The following is a 13,317-nucleotide window of genomic DNA, read 5'->3' as shown; positions in this document are numbered from 1 at the left end:
GCTCAGCCCGGCAGCCGTTCCAGCGCGGCGAGCACGGGCGCGGCACCGTCCTCGTCCCGGATCCGGGCCCCCAGCGCCTCGGCGCGCCGCCGGTACGCCGGATCCCGGGTGGCCCGGACCAGGGCCGCGGCCAGCGCGTCCACGGTCAGTCCGCGCAGCGGTACGACGGCCGGGGCGACGCCCAGCGCGACCAGCCGCGCCGCCCAGAAGCCCGCGTCGAACTGCACCGGCACCGGCACGGCCGGCACCCCGGCGCGCAGCCCCGCCGCCGTGGTGCCCGCGCCCGCGTGATGGACCACGGCGGCCAGCCGCGGGAACAGCGGCGCGTGCGGCACCTCGCCGATGGTCAGCATGTCGTCCCCGTCCGCCGCGAGCCCGCCCCAGCCGCGCTGGATCACTCCGCGCAGCCCGGCCCGCCGCAGCGCCGCCACCACCCGCGCGCTGAGCCGCCCGGCGTCCGGCACGGTGGCGCTGCCCAGCCCGACGAAGACCGGCGGCGGCCCGGCGTCCAGGAACTCCCGCACGGCCCCGGGGAGCGGGGTCCCGTCCTCGTACGGCCACCAGTAGCCGCCCACCTCCAGGCCGGCCCGCCAGTCACCGGGCCGGGGCACCACCAGCGGGCTGAAGCCGTGATGCACCGGCCAGCGCCGCCGCTCCCGGGCCCGCAGCGCGGCACCGGTGCGCAGCGGGGGCAGGCCGAGCCGCTCGCGCAGGGCCGGGACGGCACCGGAGAAGATCTGCTCCACCGCCTGGTTCACACCGTGCCCGGCGAGCCGGTTGACCGGCCCGCCCCAGGACCCGCCGCCGAGCACCGCGGGGGCGAACTCCCGGGTGGCGGCGAGGGGTTGCAGATAGACACCCAGGCTCGGCAGCCGCAGTCCCTCGGCGATCGTCTGCCCGAGTGGGGCCACGGAGGCGGACAGCAGCAGCACGTCGCTGTCCCGGGCCGCGCCGAGCAGGTCCTCGGTCAGCCGGCCGACCACGCGCCGCGCCAGATCCGCCACCCGCAGCAGTTTCCCGCCGCCACCGGCACTGCGGTGCAGGCCCCGGCCGCGCGGGGACTCCAGTTCCGCCCGCGGGTCCACCGGCAGCGCGTGGAACCGCACGCCCGAACCCGCCACCAGCGGCTCGAACCGCCCGTGGGTGACCAGGGTGACCTCGTGCCCGGCCAGCACGAGCCGGTGCCCGAGCCCGGTGTACGGGGCGGCGTCGCCCCGGGAACCCGCCGTCATGACCGCAACGCGCACGAGCGTCAGTATGGCCGCTCCCCGCGGCCCCGGTACCCCGAAGTCCCGATTCCGGGGACGCTTTCCGCCCGCGCGGCCCCGAGAGCTCCAGGGCGGTGACATCGTCGTCCCGCAACGGACGCTTTCCGCCCGCGCGGCCCCGCGCCCGGCCCGCGTCCGGACGGCGCTCTTACGCCCCGAGCTGCCGGGCGGCGGCCGTCACGGTCTGCTCCAGCAGCGTGGCGATCGTCATCGGACCGACCCCGCCCGGCACCGGCGTGATCAGCGCGGCCCGCTCCACGGCGGAGTCGAAGTCGACGTCGCCCACGTTCCCCGGGTTGTAGCCCGCGTCGATCACGACCGCGCCCGGCTTGACGTCCTGCCCGCGGATCAGCCGGGGCCGGCCGACCGCGGCCACGACGATGTCGGCCTCGCGGACCACCGCCGACAGCTCCCGGGTGCGCGAGTGGCAGTACGTCACCGTGGCGTCCCGGGCCAGCAGCAGCATGCCCACCGGCTTGCCGAGGATCGCGCTGCGGCCCACCACCACGGCCCGCTTCCCGGCCGGGTCGACGCCGTACTCGTCCAGCAGCCGCATGATGCCGCCCGGTGTGCAGGAGACGAAGCCCGGCAGCCCGAAGCTCATCGTGGCGAAGGAGGCGAACGTGACACCGTCCACGTCCTTCTCCGGCGCGATCGCCTCGAACGCCGCCCGCTCGTCGATGTGCTCGCCCGCCGGGTGCTGCAACAGGATGCCGTGCACCTCCGGGTCGGCCGACAACTCCCGCAGCGCGCCCACGAGTTCGGCGGTCGTGGTGGTCGCGGGCAGCGTGACGTGCCGGGAGGTGATGCCGGCTTGGCGGCAGCGGTTCTGCTTCATGCGGACGTACGTCACGGACGCCGGGTCCTCGCCGACCAGCACGGTGGCGAGGCACGGCGCGGTGCCGGTGCGTGCGGTGAGGGCGGCGGCCTGCCGCGCGGTCTCCTCGACGATGCGGCGGGCGGGCGCGGTGCCGTCCATCAGACGGGCCTGAGTCATGCGGCACACTCCTGGGCGGGGATCGGCTCTTCTCGCCCAGGCGCGCGGCTGCTGCACGGGCCGCTCCCCGGTGGTGCTCCACCTCAGCGCCAGTCACGGCCCGCGTCCAGGGTAACCGAGCGTGCGTACGTCCGCCGTACCGCCCTCCCGCGGCCCCGGGGCCTACTCGTCCCAGGCCTGGATGATGAGCTGATCGGCGATCTTGCCGTCCCGCAGGGTGACCATCGACTCGGCGAGGACCCGGGTGCCGTCCGCGTACTCGCAGGACTCGCTGTAGGCGGCGCGGTCGCCCTGGACGACGCACTGCTCCAGCTTGTGCGTCATGTCGCGGCTGTAGATGTCGTCCAGCAGCTCGGCGATCGGGCCCCGGCCGTGCAGGACCGTGGGGTGGCTGGGCTGGTGGTCGCGGTCGACGATGCGGATCTTTGCGTCGTCCGCGTAGAGCGACAGCAGGTTGTTGCCGGTGTTCCCCTCGATCCCCCGGCGGAGGGTCTCGATGTCGAAGGCGGAGCCCGTCGTACTCATGGTGACCTCCTTCAGATGCCCGGGGCCCGTCCGGAAGCGGACCGCACGGGTCCCCTTCGACGAGACTCCTCCGCCCCGGCGGTTCCGGCAAGCGCGGCCGCCGCGCTCAGCCTCACGGGTGAGGCCGTCGCGCCGCCCGTGTCCGGCCGGGGCCCGCGGCCGTTGCCGGGACATGATCTCAACACGACGTATCGTCGCCGCCGTCGGTCTGGCCGCCGGGATCGCGGGGCTGGCCGTGCCGCAGGCGAGCGCGGCGGGCTCCGGCGCGCCGCTGGTCGGGAAACTGGGCGCGCTCAACACGCTGGACTCCCTCACGACCGGCGCCGTGCCCGCATCCCACCGGGACCAGGTGCCGCGCGTCAGCGGCCAGGTGCAGGAGCTGAAACACCTCCGCGAGCTGCACCAGCTGAACCAGGTGCAGCAGGTCCTCGCCCCGGCGGCGCCCGTGCTCGGGCTGCTGGGCGGCATCCACTGAGGACACCCGCCGGGGTGCGGGCCGTACCGGCCGGGACGGCCCGCACCCCGGCCGGCGGCCGGAAAGATCCACGAACGCCCCCGTGGCCCGTCCCGCCGGGGATCACTCCCGCGTAGGGTCGGCCGTGCAGGCATTCGACGAAGGGACCAGTCCATGGCGCAGGAAGTACGCGGAGTGATCGCACCGGGCAAGAACGAGCCCGTGCGGATCGAGACGATCGTGGTGCCGGACCCGGGGCCCGGCGAAGCCGTCGTACGCGTCCAGGCCTGCGGGGTCTGTCACACCGATCTGCACTACAAGCAGGGCGGCATCTCCGACGACTTCCCCTTCCTGCTCGGCCACGAGGCGGCCGGCGTCGTGGAGTCGGTCGGCGCGGGCGTCACCGACGTCGCCCCCGGCGACTTCGTCATCCTCAACTGGCGGGCCGTGTGCGGCCAGTGCCGGGCCTGTCTGCGCGGCCGGCCCTGGTACTGCTTCGACACCCACAACGCCCGGCAGAAGATGACCCTCGCCGCCACCGGCCAGGAGCTGTCGCCGGCCCTCGGCATCGGCGCCTTCGCGGAGAAGACGCTCGTCGCGGCGGGCCAGTGCACCAAGGTCGACCCGGCCGTCTCCCCGGCGGTGGCCGGCCTCCTCGGCTGCGGTGTGATGGCCGGCATCGGCGCCGCGATCAACACCGGGAACGTCGGCCGCGGCGACTCGGTCGCCGTCATCGGCTGCGGTGGTGTCGGCGGCGCGGCCGTCGCCGGGGCGAACCTGGCCGGCGCGGCGCGGATCATCGCCGTGGACATCGACGACAGCAAGCTGGCCAAGGCGCGCGCGCTGGGCGCCACCCACACCGTCAACTCCCGGGACACCGGCCCGGTGGAGGCGGTCCGCGAGCTGACCGGCGGCTTCGGCGCCGACGTCGTCATCGAGGCCGTCGGCCGCCCGGAGACCTACCGGCAGGCCTTCTACGCCCGTGACCTCGCCGGCACCGTCGTCCTCGTCGGCGTCCCCACGCCCGAGATGCGGCTCGAACTGCCCCTGCTGGACGTCTTCGGCCGCGGCGGCGCCCTGAAGTCAAGCTGGTACGGCGACTGCCTGCCCACCCGTGACTTCCCGATGCTGATCGACCTGCACCTGCAAGGCCGCCTGCCGCTCGACGCGTTCGTCACCGAGACGGTCCGACTGGACGAGGTGGAGCAGGCGTTCGAGCGGATGCACCACGGTGACGTGCTGCGCTCGGTGGTGGTGCTGTGATGGCCGCCCGCATCGAACGCCTCGTCACCCGCGGGCAGTTCACCCTCGACGGCGGAACCTGGGACGTCGAGAACAACGTGTGGCTCGTCGGCGACGACCGCGAGGTGATCGTCATCGACGCCGCGCACGACGCCGAGGCCATCGCCCGCGCCGTCGGCGACCGGCGGCTGACCGCCATCGTGTGCACGCACGCCCACAACGACCACGTCAACGCCGCCCCGGCCCTCGCCGACCGCACCGGCGCCACCATCTGGCTGCACCCCGACGACCTGCCGCTGTGGCGGCAGACCCACCCGGAGCGCGACCCCGACCGGCACCTCCTGGACGGCCAGGTCATCGAGGCGGCCGGCGCCGACCTCACCGTCCTGCACACCCCCGGCCACGCCCCGGGCGCCGTCTGCCTGTACGACCCCGGGCTCGGCACCGTGTTCACCGGCGACACCCTCTTCCAGGGCGGCCCGGGTGCCACCGGGCGCTCCTACTCGCACTTCCCGACGATCATCGACTCGGTCCGCGACCGCCTCCTCACCCTCCCGCCCGCGACCAAGGTCCTCACCGGCCACGGCGACGCCACGACCATCGGCGCCGAGGCTCCCCACCTGGACGAATGGATCGCCCGCGGACACTGAGACCGCGCAAGTCCCGTCCCGCGCCCGCGGCGGCCGACTGACATCCCGCCCCGGAAAGCCGACAGAAGGTGTCCGGTTTCCCGGTGAGGGTGGGTCACGGCAGCACACGCACCGCACGGGAGGCAGGACATGACAGGACCACTGGACGGCAAGGTGGCGCTGGTCGCCGGGGCGACCCGGGGCGCGGGCCGGGGCATCGCCGTGGAACTCGGCGCGGCCGGCGCCACCGTGTACGTCTCGGGCCGCAGCACCCGGGCCCGCCGCTCCGAGTACGACCGCCCGGAGACCATCGAGGACACCGCCGACCTCGTCACCGCGGCCGGCGGCCGGGGCATCGCCGTACCGGCCGACCACCTCGACCGGACCGCCGTACGGCACCTGGTGGACCGTATCGCGGACGAGCAGGGCCGCCTCGACGTGCTCGTCAACGACATCTGGGGCGGCGAGAAGCTCTTCGAGTGGGACACGCCCGTGTGGGAGCACGACCTGGACAACGGGCTGCGGCTGCTCCGCCTCGCGGTCGAGACCCACGCCGTCACCAGCCACTACGCCCTGCCGCTGCTGCTGCGCCGGCCCGGCGGCCTGGTCGTGGAGGTCACCGACGGCACCGCCGAGCACAACCGCGACACCTACCGCGTGAACTTCTTCTACGACCTCGCCAAGGCGTCCGTGCTGCGCATGGCCTTCGCCCTGGGCCACGAACTCGGCCCGCGCGGGGCGACGGCGGTGGCCCTGACGCCCGGCTGGATGCGCTCGGAGATCATGCTCGACGCGTACGGCGTCCGCGAGGAGAACTGGCGGGACGCCCTGGCCCGCGAACCCCACTTCGCCATCTCCGAGACCCCGCGCTTCACCGGCCGCGCCGTCGCCGCGCTCGCCGCCGACCCGGACGTGGCCCGGTTCAACGGCCAGTCCCTGTCCAGCGGCGGCCTCGCGCGGACCTACGGCTTCACCGACCTCGACGGCAGCCGGCCGGACGCCTGGCGGTACCTGGCCGAGGTGCAGGAGGCGGGCGGCCCGGCGGACGTCACCGGCTACCGGTGAGACCGGTGGTGGGCGTCCGGTGTGTGAGGAAAGCTCGTGCAGCGGCGGTGAAACGGGGCCCGTCGGGACGTACCGTCGGCGCATGACCGATCCCACCCGCTTTGCAGGGCACGGAGTTCTCGTCACGGGCGCCGGCCGTGGCATCGGTGCCGCCGTCGCCCGGCGGCTCGCCGAGGAGGGCGGCCGGGTCCTGGTGACCGACCGGGACCTGCCCGAGGCCGAACGCACCGCCGCCGGACTGCGCCGGCGGGGCCTGGCCGCCGAGGCGTTCGGCTGCGACGTGGCCGACCGCGCCGCCGTCGAGGCGGCCGTCGCCCGCGCCGTCACCGCCTTCGGCTCGCTCGACGTGCTGGTCAACTGCGCCGCCCAGTGCAGCCCGGACGTCCCGCTCTTCGAGGACGACCCCGACGAGGTGTGGGCGCGCGACCTGGACGTCACGCTCACCGGCGCGCACCGCTGCTGCCGGGCCGCCCTGCCCCACCTCGCCGCCTCCGGACGCGGGGCCATCGTGAGCATCGGCTCCGTCAACGGCCTCCAGGACTTCGGCAACCACGCCTACAGCGCCGCCAAGGCCGGCCTCGGCTCGCTCACCCGGACCCTCGCCGGGCACGCGGCGCCCAGAGGCGTCCGGGTCAACCTCGTGGTGCCGGGCACCGTCCGCACCTCCGCGTGGGAGGGCCGGGAGGACGACCTGGACGCGGTGCGCGGCCTGTACCCGCTCGGCCGGGTCGGCGAACCGGAGGACGTCGCCGCCGCGGTCGCCTTCCTCGCCTCGCGCGACGCCGCCTGGATCACCGGCACCACCCTCGTCGTCGACGGCGGCCTCACCGCCGTCCACACCGGATTCCGCGCGGCGGTCCGGCGCGCCCCCTGACCCCGGAGCCCTCACCCGGAGGCCGCCGCCAGCACCGTCAGCACCCGGTCGGTGTCGGCCTGAGTGGTCCGCCAGTTGCTGAACGCCGCGCGCAGTGCGGGCACCCCGTCGTACACCGTCGGTGTCACATACGCCTCGCCGGACGCGGCGACCGCCCGGGCCAGTTCCGCCACCCGCTCCCGCGACGGGTCCGCGGCCAGGGTGAAGCAGACCACGTTGAGCCGCACCGGGGCCAGCAGCCGCAGGCCCGGCAGCGCCTCGATGCCCGCGCCGAGCCGGCGGGCCAGGGCCACGTTGCGCGCCACGATCTCCCGGTGCCCGGCCCGCCCGTACGCCACCAGCGAGAACCAGGCCGGCAGGGCCCGCAGCCGGCGCGAGTTCTCCGGGGTCAGATGCAGGAACTCCGGGTCGCCCTCCGGCACGCCCAGATACGGCGACGCGTTGTGGAACACCTCCACCTGGAGGTCCGGGCGCCGGGTGAACTGGACGGCCGCGTCATAGGGCACGTTGAGCCACTTGTGCAGGTCCACGCAGACCGAGTCGGCCGCGTCCAGCCCGTCGACCAGCGCGGCGTGTTCCGGGCAGAGCGCGGCGAACGCGCCGAACGCCCCGTCCACGTGCAGCCAGAAGTCGTACCGCTCCTTCAGCGCGGCGATCGCCCGCAGATCGTCGAAGTCGACCGTGTTCACGGTGCCCGCGTTGGCGACGACGAGCACCGGCCGGCCGGCCCGCTCGGCCAGCGCCGCCTCCAGCGCGCCCACGTCGACGGCCTCCCGGCCGCCCGGCAGCAGCGGCACCCGCCGCAGCCGGTCCCGGCCGAGGCCCAGCACGGACATGGCCTTCGCGATGCTGGAGTGCGGGCTGCCCGAGAGCACGTCGAGCGGGCCCAGCGCCGCGGCGCCCTGCCGGGAGACGTCCACGCCCAGCCGTTCGCCGGCCCACTGGCGGCCGATGGCCAGCCCGACCGTATTGGACATGGTCGCGCCGGTCACGAACGCCCCGCTGTGCGCCTCGCCCAGCCCGAACAGCTCGCGCAGCCACGCCACCGTCTCCCGCTCCAGCTCCTGCGCCCAGGAACCGCCCGCACCGGACAGGTTCTGGTCGAACGCGGAGGTCAGCCAGTCGCCGGCCACGGAGGCGGGCGTCGCGCCGCCGGTGACGAAGCCGAGGTAGCGCGGTCCGGCCGAACCGGAGAAGCCGGGCGCCCACCGCTCGGCGAAGTGCGCGAGGGCCGCCTCGCCGCCCACGCCGCCGGCCGGCAGCGGGGCGCGGTCCGGGGTCCGGCCGGGCGCGGCGACCGGCCGCCCGGCCAGCTCCGCCACCTCCCGGGCTGCGAGGTCACGGGCGGCCTGGAGCAGTGCGGGGAGCCGGGCGAGATCACCGGCGAGCGTGGGGTCCATGCGCCGCAGCCTAGGCCGCGGGGCATCTCCCGCGCCTGGTCCACTTCGCAGGGAGTGGACCGGTAAAACTGGACCGGTGGACACTGGATTCGTCGCCGCGCTCGGCGACTGGCGCACCCGCTCCGAACCGCTCGCCCACGCCCTGGCCGCGGCGGTCCGGGAGGCCGTGATCGACGGCCGGCTCCCGGCCGGCACCCGGCTGCCCTCGGAACGGGAACTGGCCCGCGCCCTGCGCCTGAGCCGGGGCACGGTGGTCGCCGCGCTCAGCCTGCTGCGCGCCGACGGCTGGCTGCGCACCCGGCACGGCAGCGGCAGCGCCGTACGGCTGCCCGCCCGCCTCACCGAACGCACCAGCCCCTGGTCCCTCGACCGGGGCGGTGCTCCCGGCGCCGACCTCGACCTCACCCTGGCGGTGACCGCCGCACCCCACGACGCCTACCGGGCCGCCCTCGCCCGCGCCGCCGAGCTGAGCGGGCCCCTGCTCGTGGACTCCGGCACCGCCACGGCCGGCCTGCCCCGGCTGCGCGCCCTGCTGGCCGACCGCTACACCCGGGCCGGCCTGGCCACCCGGCCCGAACAGATCCTGGTCACCGCCGGTGCCCAGGCCGCCCTGACGCTGCTCCTGGACCAGCTGCACACCGACCGCACCGCGCCCGTGCTGGTGGAGAACCCCGCCTACCCCGGCGCCCTCGCCGTACTGCGCGCCCGCCGGGCCCGCCTGCTGCCCCTCCCGGTCACCACCCCGGACGGCTGGGACACCGCGCACCTGGCCGCCACCGTGCGCCGGCACCGTCCACGCCTCGCCTATCTGGTCCCGGACTTCCACAACCCGACCGGCGCCCACATGGACACCGCCACCCGCCGCGAGGTCGCCGCGCTCGCCGACCGCCACGAGCTGACCGTCATCGCCGACGAGACCATGCGCGAGCTGGACCTGCGGACACCGCCCGGCACCGAGCCGCACCTCGCCGGCGCCCGGGTCATCCAGATCGGCTCCACGAGCAAGATCCTGTGGAGCGGCCTCAGGGTCGGCTGGCTCCGGGCCACCGCGGAGCTGGTACGGCAACTGCGGCTGAACCCGCTCCAGGCCCAGCTCGCGCCGCCGCCCCTGGAGCAGCTCATCGCCGCCGAACTGCTCGGCGCGCCGCTGCCGGACCTGCTCGCCGACCGGCGTGCCCGGCTGCGCGCCCAGCGCGACCACCTCGCCGGGCTGCTCGCCGGCACCGGCTGGACGTACACCGTCCCGGCGGGCGGACTGACCCTGTGGCTGCGTCTGGACGGCACCGGCCCGCGCGCCACGGACCTGGCCGCCCGCGCCGCCGCCCGCGGTCTCGCCCTCACCCCGGGCCCCCGTTTCGCCGCCGACCGCACCACCCTGACCCGGCATCTGCGGCTGCCGTTCACGGCGACTCCGGAGACCCTGACCCGGGCGGTCGAGCTGCTCCGGGCGTGTTGTACGGTCTGAACTTCACCGTTTCGTCACAGCCTGACCGGAAACACAACCATGCCCTCACCGGCCCGGTCTAGTAGTCCGAGACCGCGGGAATGCGCGCAGGAAGGCACCCGGGGAGGACCGGGCGAACCACCGGAGAACCGGAAAGAAGGAGAGAGGCCGCCATGGGGGGCATACGCACAAGAGGCGTCGTCGCGCTGGGTGTCACGGGACTGGTGGCGCCGCTCGCGCTCGCCCTCACCGCCGCACCGGCACAGGCCGCGAGCTGTACGACGCGCACGGGGCCGTACCAGAAGCAGGTGGAGAAGTTCCTGGGCCGGCCGGTCGACGGCAGGCAGTCCGCCGGCGACTGCAAGGCGGTCCAGGCGTTCCAGAACAAGCACGGCATCACGCCGAACATCGGCTATGCCGGGCCCGTCACCTGGGGCGTGATGGACCTCATGAACAAGCAGAAGGCCGTCGGGAAGAAGCCGAACAAGGACGGCAAGTGCCCGGTGAACAAGGGCCGGATCGCCTGCGTGAACCTCACGCTCCAGCTCAGCTGGATCCAGGACGGCGGCCGGCTGGTCTACGGCCCGGTGCCGGTGCGCACCGGCCGCGACGGCTTCGAGACCCGCACCGGCCTGAAGAAGATCTACTGGCGGGACATCGATCACGTCTCGTCCGTCTACGACGTGCCGATGCCCTACAGCCAGTTCTTCGACGGCGGGCAGGCCTTCCACTCGGTCGGTCTGAGCATGTGGAACCCGCCGGGCTCGCACGGCTGCGTCAACATGACGAAGACGGTCGCCAAGAAGTACTGGTCGCTGCTGAGGAACGGCGACGACGTCTTCGTCTACGGCCGCAAGCCCGGCACCTGAGCCCGCGGCGCCGGGGCGGCGGGTGGCACCGGGAACGGACGTGCCGTTTCCGGTTGACACCTTGACGTGATGAGTAACACGGTCCGGAATGTCCGTATCGCGGGTACTTACTCACATCGCCTTCACGTCGCTCGGCATATGCTTCACAGCATGTCCACCACTGTTGAACCCGTCTCCGAGCGATCGGCCGCGGAGGTCAACGAGGAGATCCGGGCCCTGTGGCGCCGGTCGGGCGGGACTCTGACCACCGAGCAGCGCGCGGAGTATCAGCGCCTCGTGCTGGAGTGGGCCGCCGCGGCCCCGCGGTCGCACCGGGCAGCCTGACCGGCCCGCGCGCACCACGCCGTACCGTGGAGGGCACCCGTGTCACCGCACGGGTGTCCTCTTCTCGTCCTCCCCGCCGCGCCCCGGCGCCCGGTCAGCCCCAGGTCGCCGAATAGTGCCGCCGGTAGGCCTTGCGGTCCTGCTCGGCCCGCAGGTACCGGGTGGCGACCAGCGCGATCAGACTGCCCGCGACCACCAGCAGTCCCGGCCCGACGTTCCGGGTGTCGACCAGCCGGGCCAGCGGGGTGCCGCCCGGCCCGCCCGTCACCGGCGCAGAGGAACCCGGCGAGGCCGTGCCGGGCGCCCGCGCGCCCTGGTCCGCCGGGGCCGACCGCGCGGGCGAGCCTTCCCGGGCGCCGCCCGCGGCGGGACCCGGCACGATCAGCCGGACCCCGAGCGCCGACAGCGCCTTGGTCACCGGCTGGAAGAACGTCGTCCCGCCCGCCGCGCAGTCCCCGTTGCCGCCCGAGGTGACGCCCAGCGCCACGCCCTCGGAGAACAACGGGCCGCCGCTGTCGCCCGGTTCGGCGCACACCGTGGTCTCGATCAGCCCGGTGACCGTGCCCTCCGGGTAGTTGACGGTCGCGTCCAGCGCGGTGACCCGGCCGTCGTGCAGCCCGCTGGTGCTGCCGCTGCGGAACACCCGCTGCCCGACCGCCGGATCGGCCGCCCCGGTGATCCGCACGCCCTTGCCGCCGCCCACCGCCACCACGTCGGCGCCCGCGCCCGCGGTGCCGCCGGCGTACCGCACGAGCGAGAAGTCCCCGCCCGGGAAAGAGCTGTTCACGGTGGTGCCGAGCGGCGGGCCGCCCTGGCCGCCGGCGAACCAGGCGGCCCCGGTGTCCCCGCAGTGCCCGGCCGTGAGGATGAAGTCGGAGCGCCCGTCGGTGACGTTGAACCCGGCCGAGCAGCGCCCGCCGGCCGACAGGATGGGCTGCGCGCCGTTCAGCCGCGTGGTGAACGCGCCGTTCGTCCGTTCCATGTGCACGAAGGAGCCGATCCGGCCCGCGACCCGGCTCAGCCGGGACCAGTCCCCGGCGGACACCGTGGGGTCGGCGCGGACCACGACCCGGTTGGCGCGGTAGTCCACCGCCCAGGCCGTGCCCGGCACCCGCGGCGCCGAACGCAGCGCCGCCGCCGCCGACTTCAGCTCGTCCATGCTGTGCGTCACGATCCGCGCGCCGGCCCCGGCCCGGCGCACCGCCCGCGCCGCCGCCGCGTCGGTCACCGCCACGACCGGACGCCCGTCGGCGCCGAGCCAGCTGCCCGCCGTACGGGCGGTGCCCAGCCGCGCCACCAGCGCGGCGCCGGTGCCGTCCGGGGCGCGCAGGACACCGGCGACGGCCGGCGCAGGCGCACGCGCGAGGGCCGCCTGGGCGGTCATGGCGCTCCCCAGGAGGAGTCCGCCGGCCGCCGCCAGCCGTGTCACTCGCCGGACGACCCGTCGTCGTGCGTGCCGCATGGAAGGCTCCCGAAGCCGAACCCGACCGCGCGGTGCCCGCACCGGGCACCGCGGGGCCCCCGGTACGTCGACGGCCCGCTCCTCCATACGGCGTGCGCGGCACGGGTGTTCACCGGCGCCGGCCGCTCAGTTCTTGCGGGCCACCCCGCCGAACATGGCGACCTCCTCCGGCGCGGCCCCGGCGTCCGGCCCGGGCCGCCACCGCGAGCGGTCGCCGGCGGCTGCCGGGTTGTCGGTCACGTGAGTCAGCTCCTGTGCCTGAGGGATGCCTGACGGGAGGTACACCGTGCGCTAGGAAATCCAGACGGCCGAGCCGATCTTCACGGCCCGACCTGGAATGTGACCGGCCCTTACACTGCGGACATGGACGACACGCGGCTCGACCGGCTCGGTTCCGGCAAGTATCTGCTGCTGACCAGCTACCGCAGGAACGGCACGCCCGTCGCCACCCCGGTGTGGGTGGTCCGGGACGGCGACCGCCTCGGGGTGTGGACCGCCGCCGGCAGCGGGAAGGTCAAGCGGGTCCGGCGCCGCCCCGACGTCCTCGTCGGCCCGTGTGACCTGCGCGGCAACCCGACCGGCGATCAGCGGCCCGCCACCGCCGAGATCACCGACGCGGCCACCACCGCCCGTTACCGCAAGCTGATCGCCCGTAAGTACGGCGTCCTCGGCCGGCTCAGCCTGCTGGGCAGCCGGCTCCGCCGCGGCAAGGCCGGCACGGTCGGCATCCGGGTGACCCTCGGACCGTGAGGGCCACCCGGGGG

General features: G+C 75.1%; 14 protein-coding genes and 1 riboswitch. Of the genes, 9 read left to right on the top strand and 5 right to left on the bottom strand.

The annotated features are described in order from the left end of the window. Nucleotides 1–2: 2 nt before the first annotated feature. From ACH4OA_RS00945 to ACH4OA_RS00935, 3 genes are all read right to left on the bottom strand, one after another. Nucleotides 3–1,232 carry a glycosyltransferase gene (locus tag ACH4OA_RS00945; RefSeq protein ID WP_397967361.1) on the bottom strand — a complete coding sequence of 410 codons (1,230 nt, stop codon included), beginning with the start codon at nt 1,230–1,232 and terminating at the stop codon, nt 3–5. A 184-nt stretch (nt 1,233–1,416) separates the two neighbouring features. Continuing rightward, nucleotides 1,417–2,265: a bifunctional 5,10-methylenetetrahydrofolate dehydrogenase/5,10-methenyltetrahydrofolate cyclohydrolase gene (locus tag ACH4OA_RS00940; protein ID WP_397934953.1), complete on the bottom strand. Its 849-nt coding sequence runs from the start codon at nt 2,263–2,265 to the stop codon at nt 1,417–1,419. Nucleotides 2,266–2,292: 27 nt separating this feature from the next. Then, nucleotides 2,293–2,372, bottom strand: a riboswitch (ZMP/ZTP riboswitch). A gap of 55 nt (nt 2,373–2,427) precedes the next feature. Then, nucleotides 2,428–2,790 carry a nuclear transport factor 2 family protein gene (locus ACH4OA_RS00935; RefSeq protein ID WP_365883219.1) on the bottom strand — a complete coding sequence of 121 codons (363 nt, stop codon included), beginning with the start codon at nt 2,788–2,790 and terminating at the stop codon, nt 2,428–2,430. 172 nt (nt 2,791–2,962) lie between these two features. Between ACH4OA_RS00935 and ACH4OA_RS00930 the strand changes: the two genes are divergently transcribed. The 5 genes from ACH4OA_RS00930 (at nt 2,963) to ACH4OA_RS00910 (ending at nt 7,054) form a co-directional block, all read left to right on the top strand. After that, nucleotides 2,963–3,265: a hypothetical protein gene (locus tag ACH4OA_RS00930; protein ID WP_397934952.1), complete on the top strand. Its 303-nt coding sequence runs from the start codon at nt 2,963–2,965 to the stop codon at nt 3,263–3,265. 153 nt (nt 3,266–3,418) lie between these two features. Continuing rightward, complete coding sequence (locus ACH4OA_RS00925) at nt 3,419–4,507, top strand: S-(hydroxymethyl)mycothiol dehydrogenase (protein WP_397966957.1); 1,089 nt, start codon at nt 3,419–3,421, stop codon at nt 4,505–4,507. Further along, nucleotides 4,507–5,136 carry an MBL fold metallo-hydrolase gene (locus ACH4OA_RS00920; protein ID WP_397966954.1) on the top strand — a complete coding sequence of 210 codons (630 nt, stop codon included), beginning with the start codon at nt 4,507–4,509 and terminating at the stop codon, nt 5,134–5,136. Before ACH4OA_RS00925 ends, ACH4OA_RS00920 begins: the two co-directional genes overlap by 1 nt. Nucleotides 5,137–5,265: 129 nt before the next feature. After that, nucleotides 5,266–6,180, top strand: a complete 915-nt coding sequence (locus tag ACH4OA_RS00915; RefSeq protein WP_397934947.1) for an SDR family oxidoreductase — start codon at nt 5,266–5,268, stop codon at nt 6,178–6,180. An 82-nt stretch (nt 6,181–6,262) separates the two neighbouring features. Next, entirely contained in the window at nt 6,263–7,054 is a 792-nt protein-coding gene (locus tag ACH4OA_RS00910) for an SDR family NAD(P)-dependent oxidoreductase (RefSeq protein ID WP_397945468.1), read from the top strand. A gap of 11 nt (nt 7,055–7,065) precedes the next feature. Here ACH4OA_RS00910 and ACH4OA_RS00905 read toward each other — a convergent pair whose 3' ends face one another. After that, a complete protein-coding gene (locus ACH4OA_RS00905) occupies nt 7,066–8,454 on the bottom strand; it encodes a pyridoxal phosphate-dependent decarboxylase family protein (protein WP_397966953.1) in 1,389 nt (462 codons plus the stop codon). A gap of 76 nt (nt 8,455–8,530) precedes the next feature. Between ACH4OA_RS00905 and ACH4OA_RS00900 the strand changes: the two genes are divergently transcribed. The 3 genes from ACH4OA_RS00900 (at nt 8,531) to ACH4OA_RS00890 (ending at nt 11,091) form a co-directional block, all read left to right on the top strand. Then, nucleotides 8,531–9,919 (top strand): PLP-dependent aminotransferase family protein, encoded by a 1,389-nt coding sequence (locus ACH4OA_RS00900; RefSeq protein ID WP_397966951.1) that lies wholly within the window; start codon nt 8,531–8,533, stop codon nt 9,917–9,919. 152 nt (nt 9,920–10,071) lie between these two features. Continuing rightward, on the top strand, nt 10,072–10,767 hold the full coding sequence (locus ACH4OA_RS00895) for a L,D-transpeptidase family protein (protein WP_397934942.1): 696 nt from the start codon (nt 10,072–10,074) through the stop codon (nt 10,765–10,767). Nucleotides 10,768–10,905: 138 nt separating this feature from the next. Continuing rightward, the gene (locus tag ACH4OA_RS00890) at nt 10,906–11,091 is read left to right on the top strand and encodes a hypothetical protein (RefSeq protein WP_365883817.1); all 186 of its coding nucleotides are present in this window, start codon (nt 10,906–10,908) and stop codon (nt 11,089–11,091) included. 94 nt (nt 11,092–11,185) lie between these two features. Here the strand turns inward: ACH4OA_RS00890 and ACH4OA_RS00885 are convergent, their stop codons facing one another. Further along, nucleotides 11,186–12,553, bottom strand: a complete 1,368-nt coding sequence (locus tag ACH4OA_RS00885) for a S1 family peptidase (protein ID WP_397966948.1) — start codon at nt 12,551–12,553, stop codon at nt 11,186–11,188. A 363-nt stretch (nt 12,554–12,916) separates the two neighbouring features. On the opposite strand from ACH4OA_RS00885, the gene ACH4OA_RS00880 reads away from it, so the two are divergent. Continuing rightward, the gene (locus tag ACH4OA_RS00880) at nt 12,917–13,303 is read left to right on the top strand and encodes a PPOX class F420-dependent oxidoreductase (RefSeq protein WP_397945463.1); all 387 of its coding nucleotides are present in this window, start codon (nt 12,917–12,919) and stop codon (nt 13,301–13,303) included. Nucleotides 13,304–13,317 lie beyond the last annotated feature (14 nt).

It is taken from the genome of Streptomyces sp. NPDC017095, assembly GCF_044332325.1.
Taxonomy (GTDB): Bacteria; Actinomycetota; Actinomycetes; order Streptomycetales; family Streptomycetaceae; genus Streptomyces.
The sequence above is the reverse complement of the archived record's forward strand: the minus strand, read 5'-3'. Positions and strand labels throughout refer to the sequence as shown.